Consider the following 24,235-nt stretch of genomic DNA (forward strand, 5'->3'; position numbering starts at 1 on the left):
CCCCTAAATAAGTCTCGTGACTGATAACCTGTCGCAGAACCGGCCTGTGCTTTTCCAGTCTTATCTATAGGCCCTAATCCGCAGTGAGGAATAGCATGAAGTCGCGCATCTGGCGTTTGGCAGGTGTTGGTTTGCTGTGTATCAGTGTCAGCGCGCAGTCGCTGGCCGACGAGCGGGATGAGGCGCAACAACGTCCTCAGCATGGCGCCGGTGGTGGCAATGGCGGCGGCCAGCGCGAACATGCGCCAGAGGCGCGCCCGGCACCCGCCCAGCCGCGTCCGGAGAACAACCAGAACCGTCCTCAGAATAATCAGCCCCGGCCGCAGAATGAGATCATTCGCGGCGATAACAGCCGCCAGTTCGAACATAACGGCCAGAACCCGGGAAGCCAGAACCCGAGTGGACAATGGCAGAACCGTCCCCAGCACGATCCAAACGGCCAGGGCCGTCCGGTGCAGCAGCCTGCCGTGCAGCCGGCAACCCGCCCGCAGAACAACCTGCCGATCCAGGGGCGTCCCGACACCGTGCGCCAGACCCAGGAGCCGCAGCGCGGCTACTACCAGGACACGCCTCGACGCAACGATTACAACCAGCACTGGCAGGCGGGCGGGCCGGGCTCGCGTCCGGGCGGCGGACATGCCGACGATCATCGCTGGCCGGGGCGCCCGGATGGGCATGGCAACGGTTGGGGGCCGGGCCCGCAGTATCGCCCGGGGTATGTGATCGACCGTTTTCCGGATCGCAATTACCGCGTGCCTTATCGGGGCCAGGACTACTTCTTCTCCGGTGGCTATTGGTATCGCCCGCAAGGCCCGCGCTACGTCGTGGTGACGCCGCCCTATGGCATTCGCGTGGGTTATCTGCCGGATTACGCCCGGGAAGTCTGGATCGGCAGCGCGCTGTTCTTTCTCGCGGCGGGCGCCTACTACACCTACGAAGCCAACACCCAGGACTACGTGGTGGTGCAGCCGCCGGTGGCCAGCCCGCCGCCGCAACAGGCGGGCAATGGTTATGACGTGGTGGCTTACCCGGTCAGCGGGCAATCGCCGCAGCAGATCGATCAGGACCGTTACGACTGCTATCGCTGGGCCGTGCAGCAAAGTGGTTTCGATCCGGCAGTGGCCACCTATCCGCCTGCGCCCGAAGTGGTGCAGACCTACCGCCAGGCCCAGGGCAGTTGCCTGAGCTCACGCGGTTATCAGGTGACTTACTGACCCCTGGCAGCCAGCACCACTTCCTGTGGGTCGGCGTGCACCAGCACTTCGGCCCTCGGGTAGGCGGCATGGATCGCATCGGCGGCCTGGTCGCTGATGCCATGGGCCACTGACAAGCTCAAGTCCCCCGGCAGTTCCAGGTGCAATTGCACGAACCAGTGACTGCCGGAGATCCGCGTGCGCAAGTCATGGGCACCCAGCACCCCTGGAACGGCGCAGGCCAGTTCCAGCATGTGCTGGCTGACATCCGGCGGCAATTCTTCGTCCATCAGCACGGCCACGCTCTCGCGGGCTATCTGCAGCGCACTCCACAGGATGTAGACGGCGATCGCCAGGCCAAACCAGGCGTCCAGCTGGTGCCAGCCGAAACTGGCGAGCATCAGGGCCACCAGGATGCTGGCGTTGAGCAGCAAGTCCGAACGGTAATGCAGGGAGTCGGCCCGTACCGCCGTGGAGCCGGTTTCGCGGATGACCCGGCTCTGTACCATCAGCAAGGCCACGGTCAGGGCCAGGGACAGCAGCATCACGCCGATACCGACCCAGGGCGCGCCCAGCGGCTCGGGGTTTTTCAGGCGTTCGATGGCCTGGATCGCAATCAGCACCGCACTGGCGGCGACGAACACCGCCTGGGCCATGCCTGACAGCGACTCGGCCTTGCCGTGGCCATACCGGTGATCGTCATCGGCCGGGCGCAGGGCGTAATGCACCGCCAGCAGATTGAGGAAGGACGCCGCACCGTCGAGCAACGAATCGGTCAGGCCCGCCAGCAGGCTCACCGAGCCGCTGAGCCACCAGGCGACGGCCTTGGCCACGATCAGGATGCTGGCCACCGCCAATGATGCGCGGGTGGCCAGGCGCAGCAGGCGCGCGTGTTCCGGACTAGTGCTCATACGAGGCGAATTCCTTCAGAGGCCGCTTCAGGCCGCAGGTTGCAGGCCGTACAGCGCCAACTGTTGCACGCTGCCTTTGTGCTGGATCAGGCGCGGATCATCCAGCGGAAAGCTGCCGCCCAGTTCGCTTTCGAGAATCGCCTGCAGTTTGCGGTTATCGACTTTGCCGTCGGCGCCTATGGCTTGCTGGAGTTTTTCCGGGGCGATCTGCGCGGTTTTTCCGGGCTCCAGGTAGATGGCGCCGGTGGCGAAGTCGACGCCGAAGGCGATCAACCCGGGGATCACGTAAAACAGCAGCCCCACGGCATCGAGCACGGCCACCAGGGGGTCGATCTTGCCTTCGATCTGGCCGCGTCGATCCGGGAAGAAAATCGAGCCGCAGGCGGTGACCTGGGTCAGCAGGGTGGCGACCAGCACACCGCCAATCAAACGGAAGGGAATACGCATGGAAATCTCCTGAGCAAAGCGTGAAGCCAAAGGGGGTGAAGCGTTGTCGGTTTGAGTTCAGACCGTGATTAACGCCAGGCAGTTCGCCGTTATACTCGCGCCTCTGTTTTGGAGCCAGCATGAATTCTTTGCCAATTGATGAAGTTTTGCCTGCACTGCGCGCCGCCCTGGCGACACGCAATGAGGCGGTGCTCGAAGCACCGCCGGGTGCCGGCAAGACCACCCGCGTGCCTTTAGCCCTGTTGAATGAAGCGTGGCTGGCCGGACAGACCATCCTGATGCTCGAACCACGGCGCCTGGCAGCCCGCGCGGCGGCCGAGCGCCTGGCCAGCGAGCTGGGGGAGAAAGTCGGTGAAACCGTGGGCTACCGCATCCGCCTGGACAGCAAGGTCGGCCCCAACACCCGTATCGAAGTGGTCACCGAAGGCATTCTGACCCGCCGCCTGCAGGACGACCCGGCGCTGGATGGCGTGGGTTTGCTGATTTTCGATGAGTACCACGAGCGCAGCCTCGACGCCGACCTGGCCCTGGCCCTGAGCCTGAATGGCCGCGAGCTGTTTCGTGATGAGCAACCGCTGAAGATCCTGCTGATGTCGGCCACCCTGGAAGGCGAGCGCCTGTCGCAGCTGCTCGACGATGCGCCGATCCTGCGCAGCGAAGGGCGCATGTTCCCGGTGACCCAGCGTTGGGGGCGGCCTTATCAGCCTGGCGAGTTTATCGAGCCACGGGTGGTGCAGACCGTTCTTGAGGCCCTCAACGATGAGCCCGGCAGCCTGCTGGTGTTCCTGCCGGGGCAGGCAGAGATCCGCCGGGTACATCAGCAACTGGCCGAGGCCCTGGGGGACTGTCGCGAGATCCTGCTGTGCCCACTGCACGGCGAGCTGGATCTTGCAGCCCAGCGTGCGGCCATCGACCCGGCGCCGGCCGGCCAGCGCAAAGTGGTGCTGGCCACCAACATCGCGGAAACCAGCCTGACCATCGACGGCGTGCGCGTGGTAATCGATGCCGGGCTGGCGCGGGTGCCGCGCTTCGACCCGGGCAGCGGCATGACCCGTCTCGATACCCAGCGCATCTCTCGCGCCAGCGCCACACAACGTGCCGGCCGTGCGGGGCGCCTGGAGCCCGGGGTGTGTTATCGCCTGTGGTCCGAGGATCAGCATGAGCAACTGGCGGCCTATGCCAGTGCGGAAATCCTCCAGGCGGATCTGGCCGGGCTGGCTCTGCAACTGGCCCGCTGGGGCGTCGCTCCGGGGCAATTGGTGTGGCTGGATGGGCCGCCCACTGCGGCTTACACCCAGGCCCGGGACTTGCTGGAGCGCCTCGGTGCCCTGGAAGCCAAGGCCGGTGAAGAGGCTACGTTATCGCGCCACGGCCAGGCCATGGCGCAATTGCCGGCCCATCCACGCATCGCCCATTTGCTGCTGCGCGGCCAGGCCCTGGGGCTGGCGGACATGGCCTGCGATGTGGCCGCGCTGCTTGGCGAACGGGACATCCTGCGCGGTGCCGGTGCCGACTTGCACAGCCGCCTGGTGTTGTTGTCGGGCGAAGCCCGCGCGGCGCGCGGTGCCCAGGGTGGGGTGCAGCGGGCACGGCAATTGGCGCGACAGTACCGCGGCTACCTGCGGGGCAACGCCAGCGCCGCGGTGCCGGACCCCGAGCATCCGCGCTGGCTGGGGGCTTTGCTGGCCCTGGCCTATCCGGATCGCGTGGCTCAGCAGCGGCGTCCCGGGGGGGCTGAGTATCGCCTGGCCAACGGGCGTGCGGCGCTGTTCAGCGAGGCCGACAGCCTGATGAAGCAAGCCTGGCTGGTGATTGCCGATCTGGGCAGCCGCCAGGGGCAGCGCGAGGAGCGGATTTACCTGGCGACCGATTTCGATCCGGCACTGTTCGATTCGGTCTTGGCCGAGCAGGTTCGCACCGTCGATCAACTGGACTGGGACGAGCGCGAAGGTGTGCTGCGAGCCGAGCGCCAGCGCAAGGTTGGCGAACTGGTGCTCAGTCGCGAACCCCTGACCGGGCTGGACGAGGCGGCGCGCAGCCAGGCGCTGGTCAACCTGGTGCGGCGCAAGGGGCTGGAGCTGTTGCCCTGGACCCCGGAGTTGCGCCAGTGGCAGGCACGAGTGGCCTTGCTGCGGCAACTGGACCTTGCCGCCAAGTCAGACAGCGAGTGGCCCGATGTCAGTGACGGCGCTTTGCTCAAGGGCCTGGAGCACTGGTTGCTGCCGTACCTGGGCAAAGTCTCGCGGCTCAGTCATTTCGCCCAACTGGACCTGTCGAGCATCGTCCGCAATCAGTTGCCCTGGCCGCTGCCGCAACGCCTCGACGAGCTGGCGCCGCAGCATTTGAGCGTGCCCTCGGGTTCGTCGATTCGCCTGGACTACAGCGAGCAGCCGCCGATTCTCGCGGTGCGCCTGCAAGAGCTGTTCGGCTTGGCCGAGACCCCGCGCATCGCCGGTGGCCGACAGGTGGTCAAGCTGCACCTGTTATCGCCGGCCCGGCGTCCGGTACAGGTAACCCAGGACCTGGCCAACTTCTGGCGCAGCACCTACGCCGAAGTGAAAAAAGACTTGAAGGGCCGCTACCCGAAACACTATTGGCCGGACGACCCGCTGGTGGCCGAAGCGACCGCGCGGGCCAAGCCGCGCAAGTAGCCCGGTCAATAAACGCGGGTTATTGCGCGGCAGGCAGCAGGAAGCGGGCGATCACCGGTAAATGGTCGGAGATGCGCAAGGTGTCGTCCTGCCTGACCCGGGCCTCGACCCGCTTGATGCGCGGGCTGTAGAACAGGTAGTCGACCGTGCGGTCAGGGCCGCTGAGGCTCGGGTCGTTGGGGTAGTGGGTCAGCCAGTTTTCGCGGTCAATGCCGCCGGCCTGGGTATTGGTCGGCACCATCGGATATTTGTCCCACAGCAGGTGCAGCGCGCTGTCGGCGGCGTAGGGCGCGCGCTGTTCCGGCGCCAGGCGCTGGTACTGGCCCAGGGGCAGCAGGTTGAAGTCGCCACCGATCAGCCAGGGCGTGCCGCGCCCTTCGAACATGTCGAGCACCTTGGCGATGGCCGTGACCTGGTTGGGCAAGGTCTCGTCGGCTTGTTTCGCCCGTTCCAGGTGGGTGTTGAGAATGGCCATCTGCCCGCCGTCGGTCAGGGGCAGGTAGCTCACCAGCAGGGCGTTCCTGGGCTGGTACTGACGGCTCAGCAGATTGGCGGAGGCGATCGGCAGTTGCAGGCGTTCGGCGTGCTCGATCTGGTAGCGGCTCAGGGTGGCCAGTTGCCGGCCGACGCTGCCGAAAATATGCGGTGAGGGAATGAAGTCGGCCTTCCAGTCGTAGGCCTGGGTGCTGCAGGGGTAGAGGTCGGTGACCCGTTCCTGCAACAGCTTGAGCTGGTTCTGGTAAGCGCTGGCCTTGGCGCCGTTGTCCAGTTCCTGCAGCAAGACGATGTCGGGTTGCTCGTCGCGGATAACCCGTGCCACCTCGTCGAGGCTGAAGGCCATGTCCTCGGTGGTGGGGCTTTCATCCGGGCCCTGGGCCTGGTCATTCCAGAACACATAGCGCTTGCCGGCCAGGTACTGGACGTTCCAGGTCATCACCTTCAGCGCCTGGCCGGGCATCAGGATCGGGGCCTTGGCCGCGCAACTGACGGGCAGCGACTCCTTGGCATCCGGGCGCCACGTCAGGCTGTAGACCAGGCTTGCAAACAGTCCGGCCAGCAGGAGCAGGCCCAGCAGGGTGAAGCGAAGTAGACGGGTCATCGGCTCGGCTTATGGCGTTGCAGGATTGAGCGCGAGCATAACCGAGAGCAGGGCCGCGGCCCAAGGGGCAGAGCGGCCGGTGTCGGTTTCAGCGTTTGTCGGGCAGATCGCTGATCAGCATGAACAGGCGGAACAGCACCACGCTGGTGAACAACTGCAGGAAGCTGTAGGCGCTGTCGATCACCAACCCCAGGAAGGCGTTCTGCGGGTCCGGGTAGGCCGCACTGCTGGCGCCCTTGAGCAGCCACAACGGGGTCATCACACAGAGGATGCACACCAGGATGCGCAGGAAATGACCACGGGTCAGGCGCAGGCTTTCCTTGATCGCCGCCAGCGGTTGCAGGCCCTTGAGCACCAGCAGGTATTCGGCGAATGCCAGCATCACCATCACGCACAGCCCGGGCAGGAAGTACATCGACAGCCCGAGCAGAATCAGCAGGGTGCTGGTGGCGGTCAGCAGGGCAAAGCGCGGCCACAGCGTCAGGGACATGGCCAGCAGGTCACGGGTGCGAGGTGATTCGCCACGGCTGCGGGCATCGAGAAACAGAATCAGGGCGCCGGTGTACAGCGGGTAGACCAGCAGCCCCACCAGCACGCTGTAGCCGGGGAAGGCATCGGGGCCCAGGGCGTTATCGACGACTTGCTGCAACAGCGCTTCGAGTACCACCAACGGCAGGCACAAGGGCACGATCTGTCCCAGGTTGCGCCGGAAGAAGAACAAGGAGTCGCGGAGCACGTCTAACGGATTCATCGGTTGGTATCGCAGTGGCAGAGCGGTTTGCCACTTTAACCGATGCGGGCCCCGGGCAAGCAAACGTAAACGTTCGGTAAAGCCTATTGAAAGCCCGGGCAACAGCCCCATTACTGATCCGGGCATCAGCCCGTTTCCTGGTCAAACCCTTTATCCACAACGGACAAGGGCCAGTTTTCTACCGGCAATCTAAAGAGGTCGCCATGAACAGCGAAGAGCAAGCCCTGATCGATGGACTGTTTTCACGGTTGCAGCAAGCCGAAACGGATTCAGCCCCACGCGACGCCCAGGCCGAGGCGCGGATCAAGGAGCATCTGACCCGCCAGCCCGCCGCGGGCTATTTCATGACCCAGGCGATTCTGGTGCAGGAGGCCGCACTCAAGAGCCTTGATGAGCAGAACAAGCAGCTGACCCAGCAAATCCAGCAATTGCAAAACGAACTGCAGCAAGCCAGGGCCCAGGCCGCCGCCCCGGCGCCGAGCACCGGTGGGGGATTCCTGTCGAGCATCTTTGGCGGCTCCCGCGACGCGCAGCCAGCCCCGACGCAAAGTGCTGCGCCGGCGTCCAGCGGTGGCTGGCGTGAACCGGCGCGGCCGTCCTTCAATGCCCAGCCGCAGCAGAATTTTGGTGCGGCACCGCAAAATTATGCGGCGCCGCCGCAAAACTACGGGCAGCCAGCCGCACCGGCGGGCAGCGGGTTTCTCGGTGGGGCGTTGAAAACCGCAGCCGGGGTGGCGGGTGGTGTGATGCTGGCGCAAGGCATCAGCAGCCTGTTCCACAGCAACCAGCAACCCCAGGAAGTGGTGGAAGTGATCAAGGAAGAGCCGGCTCCGGTCAGCGATAGCGGCAGTGGCTGGGGCAATGACGACCAGCGCCTGGCCAATAACGACTCCTGGGGCAGCAATGACCAGGGCGGCCTGGACGATGCCGATTACGGCAGCGACGACAGTTCGTTCTCTGACGACGATTCCTTCGTCTGATCCCTTCGCCTGATCTGCGCTCGGTCCGGGAGGCACGGCCCCCCGGACCGATTATTCGCGGAACATTCCCCATGGCTGGCATACTGGGCGACTTTTCGGGGTTTGAGTCCCGATCCAGCCTGCGCGCTCCAGCGCCATGAGGATTAGCGGTGAAAAAAATCGCTGTGTTCGCCGACGTCCAGAACCTCTATTACACCGTGCGCCAGGCCTATGGTTGCCACTTCAACTACGCCGCCCTGTGGGCTGATATCAGCAAACAGGGGCAGATCGTCGAAGCCTATGCCTATGCCATCGATCGCGGTGACAGCAAGCAGCAGCAGTTCCAGCAGATCCTGCGCAACCTGGGCTTCACGGTAAAACTCAAACCCTATATCCAGCGCAGCGACGGCTCGGCCAAGGGCGACTGGGACGTGGGCATCACCATCGACATCATGGACGCCGCGGCTCACGTCGATGAGGTGGTGCTGGCCTCCGGCGATGGTGACTTCGACATGCTGCTCGAACGCATCATCCACAAGCATGGGGTCCAGGCCGTCGCCTATGGCGTGCCGGGGCTCACCGCCAATTCGCTGATTCGCGCCGCCTCGCGCTACGTGCCGATCGAAGGCGCGTTGCTGCTGAAGAACTGATTATTTTTTGTACGGAGCTGGACAGGTTTGGAACGCATTGCAGTCATCGACTTTGAAACCACCGGGATCTCCCCGAGCAGCAGTTGCCGGGCCACGGAAATTGCCGTGGTGATCCTGCAGCAGGGGCGCATCGTCGAGCGTTACCAGAGCCTGATGAATGCCGGCGTGCGGGTGCCGGGTTTTATCGAGCAACTGACCGGCATCAGCAACGCCATGCTGCGCACCGCGCCTTCGGCGGAGCAGGTGATGAACGAGGTCAACGAGTTCGTCGGCACCACGCCGTTGCTGGCGCACAACGCCGCCTTTGACCAGAAGTTCTGGGATTTCGAGCTGGGACGGATCAAGCGCACCCGCTTGCAGAACTTCGCCTGTTCCCTGTTGCTGGCGCGGCGCCTGATGCCGGCGGCGCCCAACCACAAGCTCGGGACCCTGACCCAGTTTGCCGGCCTGCCCCATACCGGCCAGGCTCACCGGGCCATGGCCGATGCCGAGATGGCGGCCAACCTCACCACGCACCTGGCCGAGGAACTGCGCCGCACCCACGGCCTGCGCGAGCTGTCCCATGACTTCCTGTGCACATTGCAGAAAGTCCCGGCGGCGAAAATTCCCGACCACCTCAAGCGCCATCGCGGGTTCTAGGGCTGTTCGTTCGGCGCCGTCAGTGAAACTCGCTTACTTGCCGTTGTGTTCCAACTGGCCCAGGGGCACCCGCCGTTCGATGGCGCTGGAGAGCACGATCGAAGTCTTGCTGGAGCCGAACTGCGCCACCCGATTGATCAGGTCTTCCAGCTCCGGCATCGACGCCACGGCGGCGCGCATGATCATGCAGGGGTCGCCGGTGACCCGGTAGCACTCGGTCAACTGCGGGATCCGGGCCAGTTCGTCATAGGCCTTCTGGTTGCCGTGCTGGGCCAGGCGCAGTTCGATCACGCACTGGATCGGCAGCCCGAGCTTGGCCATGTCGACGTTGGCCTGATAACCGGTGATCACTCCGCTGGACTCAAGCTTGGCCACGCGCTCGGCCACGGCGGGGGCTGACAGATTCACCTTGCGCGCCAATTCGGCATAGGTCGCCCGGCCGTTTTCGATCAGTGCAGCGAGGAGCATGCGGTCATATTTGTCCATGATAAGGCTCCCAAAGGCCCGGGCTTTCGAAAGCATGGCTTATAGCCGCAATCTCCCTATTTTGGAAAGTGTACGGGCCTTATAAACAGGTTTTGTAACTTAATTTCCCTGCTCCGGCTTTCTAAAATAGCGTTCCCATTGCCTGCCTACCGAGCTGCTTATGCCTGGCCTTCGCCGTTTTCCCTTGCCGTTGATTGCCGCCTTTTTTGCCTTGTATGTGATCTGGGGTTCGACCTACCTGGTGATTCGCATCGGCATCGAATACTGGCCGCCGCTGTTGTTGGCCGGGATTCGGTTTGTGCTGGCCGGCAGCCTGATGTATGGCTTCCTGCGCTGGCGCGGCGTGCCGGCACCTACCTGGGCGCAGTGGAAGGCGGCGGGGATGATCGGCATTCTGCTGCTCAGCTGCGGCAACGGCGCGGTCAGCGTGGCCGAACACACCGGCGTGGCCTCGGGTGTGGCGGCGCTGGCGGTGGCCACCGTGCCGCTGTTCACCTTGCTCTGCGGTTATTTCTGGGGCGCGCGTAATACGCGGCTGGAATGGGCCGGCATCGTCCTTGGCCTGATCGGCATCGGCATGCTCAACCTCGGTTCCAACCTGCAAGCCAGCCCACTGGGTGCGGGCCTGTTGGTGTTCGCAGCCGCCGCCTGGGCCTTTGGTTCGGTATGGAGCAAGCACTTGCCGCTGCCCCAGGGCGCCATGGCCAGTGCCGCAGAGATGCTGGTGGGTGGCGTGGTGTTGCTGATCGGCAGTGCCCTGAGCGGCGAACAGCTGGAGAGCGTGCCGCCACTGGAAGGCTGGCTCGCCCTGGCCTACCTGGTGGGTTTTGGCTCGATCATCGCTTTCAACGCCTATATGTACCTGCTCAAGCACGTGCGCCCGGCCGCGGCCACCAGCTACGCCTACGTCAACCCGGCCGTGGCCGTGCTGTTGGGGATCGTGTTTGTCGGCGAGACCATCGGCACCGAGGAGGCCCTGGCGATGGTGGTGATCATCAGCGCCGTGGTGCTGATCGGCCTGCCGCAGTGGCGCCGGCCCAAGCCGGTGGTGGAAGAGCAGACCGCGACCTGAAGCAGGCCGCCGTTTGTGAGGGTTGGCGACAGCTGGACTTGGCCGGTGTTCGTGCCCGTGCCCGTGCTGATGCCGGGCCCCATAAAAAACGCCGGGCATTGCCCGGCGTTGTGGTTTTCAGCGCGCAGGGGTCAGGCATAGCCCGTCAGCATCAGCACGGCGACCATCAGGCCCACCACCGCCGCTGAAAACAGCAGGCCGATACCCGCGACGCGCCATAGCGAGTAGAACGGACCGTTGCTCGCCTTGTGCCCCAGCAACAGCGGCCCGAACAGTTGACGCGCATAAGCGTTCATCGCAAACAGAGGCGGCAGGACGAAGACCACGGCGGGGATGTTATCCGGCAGGAAAAACCCGGCCAGGGTCATGGCGACAAAAAGTCCGATGCCGATTGCCCAGACGGTGTTGGCCTCGGACTCACGGCCCAGTGCCTTGAGGTTCTGGACGATAAAGTAGGCGCCCGCCACCGAGGTGCCGAAGAAGGTGCCCAGGCCGACGGCGGCCACACTGTAGAGGCGCTGATTGTGGGCGGGGGTCTTGTCGGCGAGCAGTTCGGCCGCGGGGGCCTGGAAGGGGTTTTCGTTGTCCATGGGGGCAGTGGCTCCTGAGGTGCAAGGCATTGGGGGCGCGATAGGACGGGCACCAGGGCGCATCGATCCGCCCGCGCAGGGCAATTCTGCTCGGCTGGCGGCCGAGCGTCCACCTCGGCGATTGTCCGCCGTGCCTGGGTTTCGACTCAGGAGAACGCCCCTGAATTAGGGTAAACTGCCGCGCATTGCACCCTGTGCTGACATTTTTCCTACGGTACCCCCATGACATTCGCCACTCTTGGCCTGATCGAACCCTTGCTGCGTGCTCTCGAAACGCTTGGCTACCAGACCCCGACCCCGGTGCAGGCGCAAGCTATTCCAGCCGTACTGGCCGGTCGCGACCTGATGGCAGCCGCCCAGACCGGCACTGGCAAGACCGCCGGTTTTGCCGTGCCGCTGTTGCAACTGTTGGCCATGGAAGGGCCAAAAGTCACCGCCAACTCAGTCCGCGCGCTGATCCTGGTGCCCACCCGCGAGCTGGCCGAACAAGTGCACGAAAGCGTGCGCCAATACGCCGAAAACCTGCCCCTGAGCACCTACGCGGTGTACGGCGGCGTCAGCATCAACCCGCAGATGATGAAGCTGCGCAAGGGCGTCGACCTGCTGGTCGCCACCCCGGGTCGGTTGCTTGATCTGTTCCGCCAGAACGCGCTGAAGTTCAACCAACTGCAAACCCTGGTGCTGGACGAAGCCGACCGGATGCTCGACCTGGGCTTCTCGGAAGAGCTGTCGAACATCTACCGCGTGCTGCCGAAAAAGCGTCAGACCCTGCTGTTTTCCGCCACCTTCTCCGACGAAATCCGCCTGCTGGCCGGGCAGATGCTCAACGACCCGCTGAGCATCGAAGTCAGCCCGCGCAACGTTGCTGCCAACACGGTCAAGCAATGGGTGGTGACGGTGGACAAGAAGCGCAAACCGGAACTGTTTGTGCACCTGATGCGCAAAGGCAAGTGGAAGCAGGTGCTGGTGTTCGCCAAGACCCGTAACGGGGTCGATGCCCTGGTGGAAAAACTTCAGGGCATGGGCGTCAACGCCGATGGTATTCACGGCGACAAACCCCAGGCCACCCGCCAGCGTGCGCTGGATCGGTTCAAGGCCAGCGAGACGCAGATCCTGGTGGCCACCGACGTCGCCGCCCGCGGCCTCGACATCGAAGACCTGCCGCTGGTAGTCAACTTCGATTTGCCGATCGTCGCCGAAGACTATATCCACCGCATTGGCCGTACCGGGCGTGCCGGTGCCACCGGCGAGGCGATCTCCCTGGTGTGCGCCGATGAGGTGAACCTGCTGTCGGCGATCGAGACCCTGACTCGCCAGACCCTCAAGCGCCATGACGAGCCGGATTTTGTGCCCGAGCACCGGGTGCCGGAAACCGACGCCAGCGGCCAAGTGGTGAAAAAGCCGAAAAAGCCGAAAAAACCCAAGACCTCCGGTGGCAAGCGCAACCTCGGCAAGTGGGTGGAAAGCGGTGAAGTGGCCGAAGCCCCTGCAGTAAAACCGGTGCGTAAAGTGCCGGTCTTCAACACGGGGCCGCGCAAAAGGAAGCCTTGAGGGGCAGCGGCAAGCTTCTAGGGGCAAGCTGCAAGTTTTGAAGCTTGCGGCTTAGGTCTTGTCGTTTAGCCAGCCCTTGATGCCCATTCCTGCGGCTCTCCCGCCGGCAAAGCAGGCGGTGAGCAGGTAGCCGCCGGTGGGGGCTTCCCAGTCGAGCATTTCGCCGGCGCAGAACACCCCCGGCAGGGCCTTGAGCATCAGTCGTTCATCCAGCGCTTCAAAGGGCACGCCGCCAGCACTGCTGATGGCTTCGTCCAGCGGGCGGGTTTTTACCAGATTCAGGGGCAAGGCCTTGATGGCCTGGGCCAGCGAGGCTGGATCGGCGAAGCATTGGGCATCGGTCAGTTCGCGCAGCAGGGCGGCCTTGAGTCCATCGATGCCCAACTGGCTGTGCAGGTGCTTGGCCATGGAGCGCGAACCCCGTGGCTTGCTCAGCGCTGCCAGGACTTTGTCCGCAGCCTTGCCCGGTAGCAAGTCGATATGCACGGTGGCCACGCCTTGCTGCTGGATAGCCCGGCGAATCGGTGCCGACAAGGCATAGATCAGGCTGCCTTCGATGCCACTGGCGGTGATCACGCATTCACCCAGTCGCGGTTTATCGTCGTTGAGGCCGATGGCCACGTTTTTCAGCGGCGCGCCGGCGAATTTCTCGCGCAGCAAGGGGCTCCAGCCCGCCACGTCAAACCCGCAGTTGCTGGGCTCCAGCGGCGCCAGCGGGATGCCGCGCTGTTCCAGCAACGGCAGCCAGGCACCGTCCGATCCCAGCCGGGCCCAACTGCCGCCGCCCAGGGCCAGCAGCACGGCGTCGGCCTGTACTGCGATTTCGCCTTCCGGGTTATGGATTCGCAGGCTGTTATCGGCATTCCAGCCCAGCCAGCGGTGGCGGGTGTGGATAACTACACCGGCATCGCGCAGGCGCTTGAGCCAGGCACGCAACAGCGGCGCGGCCTTCATGTCGGTGGGGAAGACCCGGCCGGAACTGCCGACAAAGGTCTGGATACCCAGCTCATGAATCCACTGGCACAGCGCCTCGGCGCCAAATTCCCGCAGCAACGGGGCGATGTGCGGCGCCCGCTCGGCGTAGCGGGAAAGGAAGGCCGGATAGGCTTCGGAGTGGGTGATGTTCATGCCACCGACCCCAGCCAGGAGGAATTTTCGGCCCACCGATGGCATGCCGTCGTACAGGTCGACCCGAACCCCGGCCTGGCTCAGTACCTCGGCGGCCATCAGGCCGGCGGGGCCACCGCCGATAATCGCGACGTGGGAAGGAGGGGAGGAGGGCATCAATAAGCCTAGAAAATGGGGGGAGGGATATTGTAAGCAATGCTAGGGAGCAGTCACCTATCTTGAGGTGCCGTCACCGCAGTTCTGCTGATGGCCGACGGGCCGTGCAGATCATTCAGGCTGGCTGCGTCGGAGCAGCTTCCTCTGGATAAGTTGCCGGCCATTGGCATGGAGTGCATGCCGTCGGATTCATCATCAGATATTCAACAGGTTCAACAGTCGCTGATTGACCTCTTGCGCATCGAACTTTTCCTGGGCCATGCGATAGCTTTCCTGGCCCATTTTTTCCAGGCGTTCGGGGTGCTCGATGATGAAGAGCATCTTTTCTGCGAGCTTTTGCGCCGACCAACGTGGCACTAGAAAGCCATTTACGCCATCGACCACCGTTTCACGGCAGCCTGGCCCATCTGTCGTGATTACGGCTCTCCCCACGGCCATCGCCTCTTGCGTACTTCGAGGAACACCTTCTCGATAGTAGGACGGCAAGACGAACACGTCGGATTCGATAATCCAGTCCACGACATTGGAGACATGTCCTGGGTGTACCACCAGCCCATCTTCGACCAGTTGTTTGAGCGTCGCCGCCGATAGGCCGCCGGGGTTTTCTTCGTCCAGCCCGCCCAGCATCACGAACCGAGTCTGCGGGTAGCGCTCCTTTACCAGTCGAGCCGCTGCCACATATTCGTTCACGCCTTTTTCCGCAAGCAACCTGCCGATAAACAGAAAGGAAATGGGTGCTTTAGCGACGGTGGGAGAGTAGGGGTAGTCTTGAAGATTCAGGCCTATGGCGCCCAGCACATCAACTCTTTTTACAGTGATGCGGTACTTGTCTATCAGGTCGACCGGATCATCCGGGTTGAGGAAAATAATCCTCTCGAGAAAGGGAAAAGACAGGCGATAAAGAAGTGCCTGGACTTGCCTTAGTACCCTCAGTTTGTAGCCGGTTCCAGAGGGTGTGTCGGTAAAGACATACCCTAGCCCCTCAAGCATGCCGACCCGGCGTTTGACGCCAGCCAGCACTGCGGCAAAGGTCCCGAATATCACCGGCTTGGAAAAATAGGAGAACACCAGTTCCGGTTTTATCTGCTTGAGGATCTTTGCCAGTTTGAGGGTGTTGGCAATATCGGAAAACGGGTTCAAGCCAGTGCGGCTGAAGCTGTAGTCGACAGTAAGGGCTCCAAGTTTCTGGACCTTTTCCCGGCTCTTTTCGTCGTAATCCAATGCCAATGCATAGACTTCATGGCCGGCAGCAACCAGGGCCTTGATCAGATCTGCACGAAATCCGTAAACGCACGCAGCAGTCGTTCCGACCAGCGCAATCTTCATTTAAAACTACCTGTATCCATCTGGATTGTTCGACTGCCAGCGCCACGTATCTTCCATCATCTCTTTCAAACCGAGTTCTGCCTTCCAGCCCAGATCGTGAAGTGCCTTGGACGGATCTGACCAGCATTGCGCAATGTCGCCCTGCCGACGGGGGGAGAGGGTGTAGGGAATGCTGCAGCCAGAGGCCGCTTCGAATGCCCGGATCATCTCCAGTACTGAGTAACCCACACCCGTCCCCAGGTTCCAGGCGTTTATGCCGGAGTGTTGGGAAATGTAGTCCACGGCGGCTAGATGCCCTTTGGCAAGATCAACGACATGGATGTAATCCCGAACACCGGTGCCATCGTGCGTCGGATAGTCGTTGCCATAGATGGAGAGCCCTTCGAGTTTTCCCACGGCGACACGGCTGATGTAGGGCAACAGGTTCTCCGGCGGGCCATTTGGGTCCTCGCCTAGCAGGCCACTATGATGCGCGCCCACCGGATTGAAGTAACGCAGCAGCGCAACTGACCAGCGTGGATCGGCGGTCGCCATGTCCTGCAAGACTTTTTCCACCATTAACTTGGAACAGCCATAGGGGTTGGTGGGTGTTCCCAGTGGGCAGCTCTCGACAATCGGTATCTGCACCGGATCGCCGTACACGGTGGCGGAAGAACTGAACACCAGGCGGTATACACCTGCGGCTGCCATGGCCTGGCACAGGGTGATGCTGCCACTGAGGTTGTTCTGATAGTAGGACAACGGCTGTTTTACACTTTCTCCGACGGCTTTCAGGCCAGCAAAGTGCAACACCACGTCAATCTCATGTTCGGCAAAAATGCGGTCAAGGGTGGCCCGATCGCAAACATCGCCCTGGATAAATACCGGTGTACCTCCGGTTATTTGCTGCACGCGCTGTAGCGATGACATGGAGCTGTTGCACAAGTTGTCCAGGACCACGGCTTGGTGGCCGGCCTGGAGCAACTCCAGCAAGGTGTGTGAACCAATATAACCTGCGCCGCCAGTTATTAAGAACCGCATAGTTTTGATCCTACTTCAAGTGAATGCTGACAGTGCGATCGCAGTATTATCTGGACCTGATGATTGACTTTGAAAAATGATACAGCACCGCCAATAGGTTTTTAATGCTTTTATTCAAGACGAATTCCCGCGCAGCCAACCCTGTCGCTTCGGCATATCCCAGCAGTTTTCTTTGTGAGGCACCGCTGTGTATTCTGTAATCAAGTAGCACTTCATCCATGTTTGCCCACTTGACGCCAAACCGCTTGAGTCTTAGCCACAGGTCATAGTCTTCAGAGTTGAAGCCAGCGTTATATCCGCCGGCTTTGATAATCAACTCTTTTCGATAAATGATGGTGTTATGCGCAAAGCAGTTTTTATACCGGAGCATCTTGTCTATCCGGGCGCCCTTGGGGTAAATCCTGGTCCCCAGTACGGCACCTTTGGGATCAATGAGCCTTAGGTCGCAGCCTACGAAGTCCAGATTGTTGGCTTGCATGTAGGCAAACTGTTTTTCCAGGCGATCGGGCCAGCAGACATCATCCGCATCCATTCTCGCAACATAGTCGAACTTGGCTGCGTCGAGCCCGATGTTCAGCGCGCAGGCCAATTGTGGGATCCTGCTCTTGATCACTCGCAAGCGCGGTTCACTGCTGTAGAGCTCGCTGAGGCAGGATTCAACCTCATCACTAGAGGGGCCATTGGCGACGATGATCAGCTCGAAATCGGAAAATGTCTGAGAGAGAACACTGTCGACGGCCAAAGGAACAAACTCGTCGAATCTGCTGACGCCCATAACAACACTGATCATTGGTCCACCGCCGTGTTACGTCGACGATCCATCCGGCTTTTTACCCGATAGACGAAAGATGTACCAAAAACCATGAAGGACACGGTTTTCAGCCATGCAGCATCTATCGGAAAGTAAAAGAAATATTTCAGTTTTCCCCTGCCAAAGAAGGCATCCCTCAAGGCAATGGACTTCCTGAAGTAGGCATTTGGCCAGAACCCCTTGATGTAAGGTTTTATGGCCGAGAAAAAGTCATAATGCCGCGCGTAGTCTCTGGCAACAGAGTCCTGCGTGGGAACAACCGTCCCGCAGTCATTTCCCGCATGTAGCCTGTAGTACAGAACCGGTTCAGTGACCACGGCGACCCTGTTGTCTTTAAGCAGGAAGAAGGAGATCCACCAATCTTCAAACTTGATATGTTCAGGCAGTGGGAAGATGCTCTTGGCGTCTGTTTTCCACAGCATGGCACAGCCTCCGGATAGGCTGCTTCCTAATAGGTTTTTCAAGTAGTTGGGCTGGGCAGGTAATGCTGTTCCGATAACGGCCTTAGCGTCGTTGTCATAGCGGAACAGGCCGCCGTAAACCGACTTTTCGGTCGCCAGGGCTTCATCCAAGAGCCTTCTGGTCCTTCCTGGAACTAAAAAGTCGTCTGCGCCGAGCAGGCAGATGAAATCGCCTTCAGCCATTTCAAAGGCACTGTTGAAGGCCGCATTCTTGCCCTTGTTTTGCGAGAATGCATGTATCTTGATCTTTGGGTTTTCAGCAAATCGCGAGTGCACCACAGACAGTGAGGAATCGGTCGAACCGTCATCGACGAGGCAGACTTCAACGTCCAGATCTTCGCTGGCTTCCTTCAAGACTGACTCAATTGCTTCGACTATATACTCCTCCTTGTTGTACAAGGGGATTAAATATGAAACCAGATGCATGTGAGCCCTCAATCTAACGGTGTACTTCGAAGTGAATCGATTTTGATTTTAAGAGTTGCTTTGGCAAGGTAGTGGCGTTTGTTTATAACTAACGACAGCCTTGTATAACTCTCGTTCTGCTTCACTGTCGAACTGTGAGTTATGCCACAGCAGGGTGAAGCATCCACCTACCGCAAGACAGGTCTCTTTCAGGTCTTGAAACTTTTTCAACGCCGCTTCGCCTACGCCCAAGCCCATATAGTGTGGCGCCGTGACGGTTGACTCCATGGCAATCAATGGGCGTATACGCAAATTCAACTGTTTGCCTTCGACTAGATCATAAGCCGGGTACTCGTGGCAGGTTCCGCAACGAAAACCGACGTAGTCAGCGTAACCCAGGGTGCTGTCGTAAGTTAGACCCGCTGCGTCCCAGGCGCGCATTGTAGTGGGATGCTCCCATCGCAGATAGTGCATTCGGCCACCCCAGACGGTTTGCCGGATATTCTCTTCCTCACATGTTCTTCTCAGGCGCTGAGCCTCGGCTTGAATCTGTTGCGGATTCTGAAAAGAGTTATAGCTGGGGTGTAGGCCTATCTCGTGGCCGCGCCTGTGGATATCGTGCATCAAGGCTCGAATAGCTGGATGCTCCGGTTCATAGTCGGCGTCTTTAGCGCGATCAGTTCTGCCGCAGATGAAGTAGAAAGCACTGACCAGTCCATAGCGCTCCGACACATCCATGATCCAGTTGAAAGTATTTGCAGGGTCGGCGGGATGCAGTGACGTCTGGCTATTGAAGCGTATCCAGGGTGCCAGAAACACCCCTTTGAAGTTTCGGCGTTTCAGTGCGTCCGCCACCATCCCTCGAGCAATGCCTACTGGCGAGCGAAATCCATACTGACTAGGCATATCGACGTCATGGGAGACTTTCATGCCGGACTGCTGCTGCTTGAGCTGTAAATTGGGCCAGGCTTTTTGTATGACTTGCCCAAGAATGCCCAGCCACTCATCTACCACGGGGCGCTCAAGATAACCGTGCTTGAAGGCGTGGGAAGAAGTTGCCGCAAAACGCTGGTGGGTATCCAAGTTCGTGCGATTGGTTTCCTCCAGGCGTGAGAGCATCCAGTAAGTCAGCCCGAGGATGTCATAGTTGATGCGGTAGCCGTTTTGTATGGGCTCGATCAATGGCGACGATAGAGTACTGGCCCCTGGCGCGGGTAACGGGCGGTCCAGGAGTGAGGCCCACCCATCTCCAGTTGCATCCCATGTTGTGAAAGGCAAATCTGAATTGGCTTTATTGAAGCTGATAGGGTCAATCGACAGTAGTATCTGTACGGGGCTTTCCTGATAGCTCAGCCAGAGTGTGTCGGACTCAGTAGAACTGATAGAAAAGGTATGGCCAAAACGTTCAGCCAGAACCTGTTGGAGCCAGCTGAAAATGGATTGGTTCGGCCATGCACTTTGCATCGTTACTTCCCTACTTTCAGTTCTTTGAGGAATTGTACTGTTCTAATCATTCTGGAGGGTGTTTTTGTCACCGCGAAATAGGGCGTCTGTATTGCACCGAAGGCTCTGAAAAAGCGTTCAACCGGTTCTATCATCGAACCCTCAAAGTCGAAGCGCTTAGTCACGGTCGAGGCGAACTTGATCGCTTCCCACATGCACAGGCTGGTGGCTCCGCTGTTGCGTAGTTCAGGATCGCCGCCGCCCATCAGGTAGTAGGCGCTGTTTTCGTCCCAAATCAAATAGACAGCAGCATGCCGTTGCCCCTGCGGGTCTTCTGCGATGAATATCTTGCGTGAGCTGTGTGCAACACATGCTTTGTCGAGGTTTTCGACAAAACTCTCGGAATAGGGAAGCGGCATCCCCTGACGAGTGAAGACCAGGCGATTGAGGGCCAGAAAGTCCTTGATGCCGAGGTCGTCGCGAACTCGTACATTGAAGCGGTCGCTGGCTTTGCGTATGTCGGTTCGAATGTTGGCTTGGACCTCTTGCCACAGCGCTTCCTCATTCGTCAGTTCAGGCAGGACGTAGGTGTAGCGTGTGGTCTGTTTGAACCCTCGCCAGAAGAAGGGCAGCCAGTTCTGTTGTTGGTAATGCCAGTTCTGGCTGTACTGATCGAACTTGGGAAGCTGATCGATCAAAGCTTCCATCAGGTCCTTTTGCTGCCCCAGAGCCTTCGCATATTTCGCATTACTCTCCCGCAGCCATGGGCCGAGGAACTGAGTCAGAGAAGGTTGGGTCAGCAACGTGGACCAGCGCTGCCTTTTAGTCAGGTAAGGCAAGGCAGCCATGAGCTTGCCGCCTTTTTCAACGACAGCTACATCCCAGTTTTCTGCGCCCGCCGTAGCATCGAGCCACCAGGCCTGACTGAATATAGGGATTGTTTTTTCTGCTATGCAAGCATCCCTGTAGAGTTTCTTTTTTTGCTGCATACAGAAAGCCATCAGTTTGAATTTAGTTGTGGAAAGTACATTTGATTTGCTTTTTAAAGTACTTGCCTCGATACGGTATATTTCAATGCTTTTTGACGTGGAGTGAAGAGCGAATTTGCTCAGTTAAAAGTTTTGCGCTCTACTATCAGCTCTTGTCCGGGAGTTTACGTATGATTGCGTGATAACGGTACTCATAGTACTTTGAACTGATGAAGTTTATTTCAAGGTTCAGCTTCTTGCATGTCTCGAACCAGAAGTAAGGGGTGTAGGCGAATCCCATACCTTGGTCTTTCCACTTGATCCACTGTTGCCGGCCTAACCTGAAGCTGGCCAGTTTCGCGCAGGATATCAGGTCTCTGGCAATCGACTTGGTTCGAGCTGTCAGCCCATTCAGCGCAGATTCTGGTTGTGTCGAGTAGTAGGATCCCATGCCCAGTGTCATGTAGCGGATCGGATCCACGCAGTCGAACAAGTAGAAAGCATGAGCCTGTTCATTGCGTGCAAAGAGTCCGATGACCCTAGCCATTTCTGTTGGGTTCAAGTACTGGTTCAAGGCTTCGGTCGTGGTCCAGGTTGGGAAGCTGGACTGGGGAAGGATCTCGAAGATGTCAGCCACATCCAGATCGATATCGATGTCCTTGAGGCGCTGCTTGGCAGATTCGATCATGGAGGGGGAGTAATCAATTCCCTTGGAAATTCTTGCCAAGGGTATGAGTTGCTCCAGCAACTCTCCTGCGCCGCAGCCCAGGTCGATGATTTCGCCTGTGGAACCGAACTCCTCCATGACCTGCGCACATTCAAGTGCCTTCTTCCTGAAGTATTCGGTGCTGGAGAAGCGATGTCCGCTATTGGTTTTGTCTTGCCAATAGTCTTTGGGGTTGTTCATAGTAGTTAGCCACTAAAAATTGAGCATGCAGATTCAGTTTGAGGTCAGCTCGAGAATCATTTTTTTTGCAGAAGGCTTGTCCTGGGCTTTAAGGAATCGATTACCGTTGTTCAAATGGTTTGCAATTGCTACAGCCCATGCTTGTCCTTCTTCTCTACGTTGTGCAATCCCCAGGTTTTGCCACTCCATGTAGTAACTGCAGTTGTGATCAAGCAGTGTAGGGACGCCTTCAAGTGCGGCTTCGATAGTAACTGAAGAGTTGAGGGTGACATGTAGATCAGCCAGCTTCAAAACGTAATCGATAGGTAGGTTGGAGCATAAATCCAAGTCGCTGCACTTGTTTTTGAATCGAGCTGAATAGATATCCTGTTTGTCCATCATTGCCGGGTGTAGCCGAAACAACCAGAATACGGATTCGCACTCAGGGCTCTGCATCGCGTCGAGCAGGGCTTGAAGGAAATCCTCGCACTCTATGGGCTGCAAGGTGATCAGAGTGACTCGTTCACAGCCGGAGTTCTTGATGCGAGATGTCAACGTTTTATATTCGGAGAACTCAACATCCACCTCGCTCAAGTACTGGCTGAAGATTCGCCCTCCCAATATCCCTGTGTGAGCCTGGCCTCCCCATGAGTTCACATTGACTACATCCTCAGCCGTCCAGTTCCAGAATAATCGAGGCAGCATGTCCCAACCACCCTCAGGAACCCGGCCCCAATTTCCATATGCAAAATGCCCGGGACCTTGCACGCCGTGCTGCAGATCAATGGTCTTTATGCCAAGTGCATTGGCCGCCGCCATCAAGGAAAAGCCGAGAATGTTGTAGTAAGTGACGACCAGTACAATATTCGGCTGTGTGGATTTCAGGACTTTTGAAAAACGCTCTTTATGCAAATCTAGCTGTGTAAGGGCTTTCTGGATCGCAGGAAAGTTGATTGAGCGGGCGGTGAAGCCTTGCAACTCAATCTCGCTCTTCAGGTTCTCAATCAGCGCAATATCACTCTCTTCCAGTTTTGTGGATTTGCTTCGGGATCCACCTAGAAGAGAAATTAACGTCAGATATTTTTGTATATAGGCTGTCTTTTCCGACCTCGGAGTGCGGTACTCCGCGCCAGGGACAAACTCTTCGGCGTAGAAGCTGATTTGGTTGTTCGCCGCCTCACACCAATGCCTCAAAGGGGAAAAGAATGCGTCGAAGTACTTGCCCTTAATTTTCAAGCTGCGGCAGGTCGAGTGCGTCAGATAGTAGACATCAGATGGTCCACTTCGACCCAGGTTGCTCTTCGGGTCAATGAAACTCTCAAAAAACGAACTAAGCGCGTATAGGTATTTTCTAAACCGATCTTTGATCCCGGCTTTTTCCTGGGCGGGCGGAACCAGTGGATCATTCTCAAAACCGAGCATCATCCGCAGCAAGGGCCAGTATTGCGTGCCCTTATAGCGCAGTGACGAAACATCATATTTTTTTTCAAGCGTGCACAATACGTCAAGAAAATTTCTTTCACTGACAGCAAGTGCAAGATTGCTTTCTAACTCCCCCACCCGGCGTTACTCCGCAATTACTTCGAAACTGACAGCGGTATTGGCGGTTATGTCTCTAGTCACTCGCTTTCCAATGACCAGGTCATAGCACTTGGGTGGAAGTCCATAGCTCGGGCGTACGCTGCGTATCGCGTCCGGGGTAATCAATTCTCCGGCTTTCAAGTCTTGTACAAAGTACAAGGAGCGGCGGAATTTTGCGTTGCCTTGTTCACTCGACTTGCGTGCGTAGTCGACCTTGCCCATGGCCGACCATGCCGTCTTGCTGTTACGGCAGAGCTCGGCCAGTTCGGCAGGTTCCAGCGAAAAACTGTCATCAGGGCCGCCACCACTTCGATTGAGAGTGAAGTGTTTCTCGATGATCGAAGCGCCCAGGGCAACACTGGTAATGGCTGTGGTGTTGTCCAGCGTATGGTCGGAAAGGCCTGTGACCAATCCAAATCGCTGAATCATTTCGAGAATGGTGCGTAGGTTATAGTCACTGGCCGGAGCAGGGTAGCCACTCACGCAGTGAAGAATTGCCAGCTCCTTGCAGCCGTTGGCTTTCGCCGTATCTATGGCTTCCTGAATTTCCTCGGCATCAGCCATGCCGGTGGAAATGATCATGGGCTTGCCGGTACTTGCGACATACTTGATCAGGGGCAGATCCACTGCCTCGAAAGAGGCAATCTTGTAGGCCGGGGCGTTGAGATCTTCAAGCATGTCTACAGCGGTGTTATCGAAGGGCGAGCTGAAAATGGTAATGCCCAGTTTCTCCGCATGCTTGAACAAAGGAGCATGCCAGGCCCATGGCATGTGGGCTTCCTGATATAGCTGATAGAGAGTTTTCCCATCCCAGAGCCCGCCGTGTATCTGAAACTCTTCAGAGTCGCAGTTCAAGGTGATGGTGTCGGCGGTATAGGTTTGTAACTTGATGGCGTCAGCGCCTGCCTTTTTTGCTTCTTCAATGATCTTCAGCGCAGTTTCCAGCTTCCCGTTATGGTTGGCGGAAAGCTCGGCGATGATGTAGGGCGGAGCGTCCAGAGCAATGCGGCGACCGGCAATGTTGATACTGTAAATGTTTGACATAAAGTCG

23 protein-coding genes are annotated in these 24,235 nt (G+C 59.2%); 7 read left to right on the top strand and 16 right to left on the bottom strand.

Annotation, left to right across the window (positions count from 1 at the left end):
* The first annotated feature begins 95 nt into the window (after positions 1-95).
* A complete protein-coding gene (locus MF4836_RS19760; RefSeq protein ID WP_078471666.1) occupies positions 96-1,214 on the top strand; it encodes a DUF6515 family protein in 1,119 nt (372 codons plus the stop codon).
* Here MF4836_RS19760 and MF4836_RS19765 read toward each other — a convergent pair.
* Together MF4836_RS19765 and MF4836_RS19770 are read right to left on the bottom strand one after the other, a co-directional pair.
* A complete protein-coding gene (locus MF4836_RS19765; protein WP_078471667.1) occupies positions 1,208-2,104 on the bottom strand; it encodes a cation diffusion facilitator family transporter in 897 nt (298 codons plus the stop codon). The two genes, MF4836_RS19760 and MF4836_RS19765, sit on opposite strands and share 7 nt — an antisense overlap.
* A 27-nt stretch (positions 2,105-2,131) precedes the next feature.
* Positions 2,132-2,551: a hypothetical protein gene (locus MF4836_RS19770; RefSeq protein WP_020295310.1), complete on the bottom strand. Its 420-nt coding sequence runs from the start codon at positions 2,549-2,551 to the stop codon at positions 2,132-2,134.
* Positions 2,552-2,670: 119 nt separating this feature from the next.
* On the opposite strand from MF4836_RS19770, the gene hrpB reads away from it, so the two are divergent.
* Positions 2,671-5,202: an ATP-dependent helicase HrpB gene (hrpB, locus tag MF4836_RS19775; protein WP_078471668.1), complete on the top strand. Its 2,532-nt coding sequence runs from the start codon at positions 2,671-2,673 to the stop codon at positions 5,200-5,202.
* Positions 5,203-5,221: 19 nt separating this feature from the next.
* On the opposite strand, the gene MF4836_RS19780 is transcribed toward hrpB, so the two are convergent.
* Positions 5,222-6,301, bottom strand: coding sequence for an endonuclease/exonuclease/phosphatase family protein (locus MF4836_RS19780; RefSeq protein WP_078471669.1), 1,080 nt, complete (start codon positions 6,299-6,301; stop codon positions 5,222-5,224).
* An 88-nt stretch (positions 6,302-6,389) separates the two neighbouring features.
* Positions 6,390-7,052 (bottom strand): YciC family protein, encoded by a 663-nt coding sequence (locus tag MF4836_RS19785; RefSeq protein ID WP_078471670.1) that lies wholly within the window; start codon positions 7,050-7,052, stop codon positions 6,390-6,392.
* Positions 7,053-7,255: 203 nt separating this feature from the next.
* On the opposite strand from MF4836_RS19785, the gene MF4836_RS19790 reads away from it, so the two are divergent.
* The 3 genes from MF4836_RS19790 (at position 7,256) to MF4836_RS19800 (ending at position 9,300) form a co-directional block, all read left to right on the top strand.
* Positions 7,256-8,032 (top strand): DUF2076 domain-containing protein, encoded by a 777-nt coding sequence (locus tag MF4836_RS19790; RefSeq protein WP_078471671.1) that lies wholly within the window; start codon positions 7,256-7,258, stop codon positions 8,030-8,032.
* Between the two features lie 149 nt (positions 8,033-8,181).
* Positions 8,182-8,661 (top strand): NYN domain-containing protein, encoded by a 480-nt coding sequence (locus MF4836_RS19795; RefSeq protein WP_020296927.1) that lies wholly within the window; start codon positions 8,182-8,184, stop codon positions 8,659-8,661.
* A 27-nt stretch (positions 8,662-8,688) separates the two neighbouring features.
* On the top strand, positions 8,689-9,300 hold the full coding sequence (locus tag MF4836_RS19800) for a 3'-5' exonuclease (protein WP_078471672.1): 612 nt from the start codon (positions 8,689-8,691) through the stop codon (positions 9,298-9,300).
* Between the two features lie 33 nt (positions 9,301-9,333).
* Here the strand turns inward: MF4836_RS19800 and MF4836_RS19805 are convergent, their stop codons facing one another.
* Entirely contained in the window at positions 9,334-9,786 is a 453-nt protein-coding gene (locus MF4836_RS19805; RefSeq protein WP_020296929.1) for an Lrp/AsnC family transcriptional regulator, read from the bottom strand.
* Between the two features lie 160 nt (positions 9,787-9,946).
* On the opposite strand from MF4836_RS19805, the gene yedA reads away from it, so the two are divergent.
* Positions 9,947-10,858, top strand: coding sequence for a drug/metabolite exporter YedA (gene yedA, locus MF4836_RS19810; RefSeq protein WP_078471673.1), 912 nt, complete (start codon positions 9,947-9,949; stop codon positions 10,856-10,858).
* 131 nt (positions 10,859-10,989) lie between these two features.
* Here the strand turns inward: yedA and MF4836_RS19815 are convergent, their stop codons facing one another.
* Entirely contained in the window at positions 10,990-11,448 is a 459-nt protein-coding gene (locus MF4836_RS19815) for a hypothetical protein (protein ID WP_078471674.1), read from the bottom strand.
* A gap of 222 nt (positions 11,449-11,670) precedes the next feature.
* On the opposite strand from MF4836_RS19815, the gene MF4836_RS19820 reads away from it, so the two are divergent.
* Positions 11,671-12,999 carry a DEAD/DEAH box helicase gene (locus tag MF4836_RS19820; protein WP_078471675.1) on the top strand — a complete coding sequence of 443 codons (1,329 nt, stop codon included), beginning with the start codon at positions 11,671-11,673 and terminating at the stop codon, positions 12,997-12,999.
* A gap of 51 nt (positions 13,000-13,050) precedes the next feature.
* Here the strand turns inward: MF4836_RS19820 and MF4836_RS19825 are convergent, their stop codons facing one another.
* The 10 genes from MF4836_RS19825 to pseI form a co-directional block, all read right to left on the bottom strand.
* Positions 13,051-14,283 carry a TIGR03862 family flavoprotein gene (locus tag MF4836_RS19825; protein ID WP_078471676.1) on the bottom strand — a complete coding sequence of 411 codons (1,233 nt, stop codon included), beginning with the start codon at positions 14,281-14,283 and terminating at the stop codon, positions 13,051-13,053.
* A gap of 195 nt (positions 14,284-14,478) precedes the next feature.
* Positions 14,479-15,609 (bottom strand): glycosyltransferase family 4 protein, encoded by a 1,131-nt coding sequence (locus MF4836_RS19830; protein WP_078471677.1) that lies wholly within the window; start codon positions 15,607-15,609, stop codon positions 14,479-14,481.
* Positions 15,610-15,615: 6 nt separating this feature from the next.
* Positions 15,616-16,629 carry a UDP-glucose 4-epimerase GalE gene (gene galE / locus MF4836_RS19835; protein ID WP_078471678.1) on the bottom strand — a complete coding sequence of 338 codons (1,014 nt, stop codon included), beginning with the start codon at positions 16,627-16,629 and terminating at the stop codon, positions 15,616-15,618.
* A 46-nt stretch (positions 16,630-16,675) separates the two neighbouring features.
* Entirely contained in the window at positions 16,676-17,419 is a 744-nt protein-coding gene (locus MF4836_RS19840; RefSeq protein ID WP_078471679.1) for a glycosyltransferase, read from the bottom strand.
* Positions 17,416-18,327, bottom strand: a complete 912-nt coding sequence (locus tag MF4836_RS19845) for a glycosyltransferase family 2 protein (RefSeq protein WP_078471680.1) — start codon at positions 18,325-18,327, stop codon at positions 17,416-17,418. Before MF4836_RS19845 ends, MF4836_RS19840 begins: the two co-directional genes overlap by 4 nt.
* A 48-nt stretch (positions 18,328-18,375) precedes the next feature.
* The gene (locus tag MF4836_RS19850; protein WP_078471681.1) at positions 18,376-19,770 is read right to left on the bottom strand and encodes a polysaccharide deacetylase family protein; all 1,395 of its coding nucleotides are present in this window, start codon (positions 19,768-19,770) and stop codon (positions 18,376-18,378) included.
* A gap of 2 nt (positions 19,771-19,772) precedes the next feature.
* Positions 19,773-20,738: a GNAT family N-acetyltransferase gene (locus MF4836_RS19855; protein WP_078471682.1), complete on the bottom strand. Its 966-nt coding sequence runs from the start codon at positions 20,736-20,738 to the stop codon at positions 19,773-19,775.
* A 145-nt stretch (positions 20,739-20,883) separates the two neighbouring features.
* Positions 20,884-21,624: a class I SAM-dependent methyltransferase gene (locus tag MF4836_RS19860; RefSeq protein ID WP_078471683.1), complete on the bottom strand. Its 741-nt coding sequence runs from the start codon at positions 21,622-21,624 to the stop codon at positions 20,884-20,886.
* A 33-nt stretch (positions 21,625-21,657) separates the two neighbouring features.
* Entirely contained in the window at positions 21,658-23,163 is a 1,506-nt protein-coding gene (locus MF4836_RS19865) for a hypothetical protein (RefSeq protein WP_153050248.1), read from the bottom strand.
* A 6-nt stretch (positions 23,164-23,169) separates the two neighbouring features.
* The gene (pseI, locus tag MF4836_RS19870; RefSeq protein WP_078471685.1) at positions 23,170-24,228 is read right to left on the bottom strand and encodes a pseudaminic acid synthase; all 1,059 of its coding nucleotides are present in this window, start codon (positions 24,226-24,228) and stop codon (positions 23,170-23,172) included.
* Positions 24,229-24,235: the final 7 nt, after the last annotated feature.

The sequence above is a fragment of the Pseudomonas sp. MF4836 genome, assembly GCF_002018875.1.
Lineage (GTDB): Bacteria > Pseudomonadota > Gammaproteobacteria > Pseudomonadales > Pseudomonadaceae > Aquipseudomonas.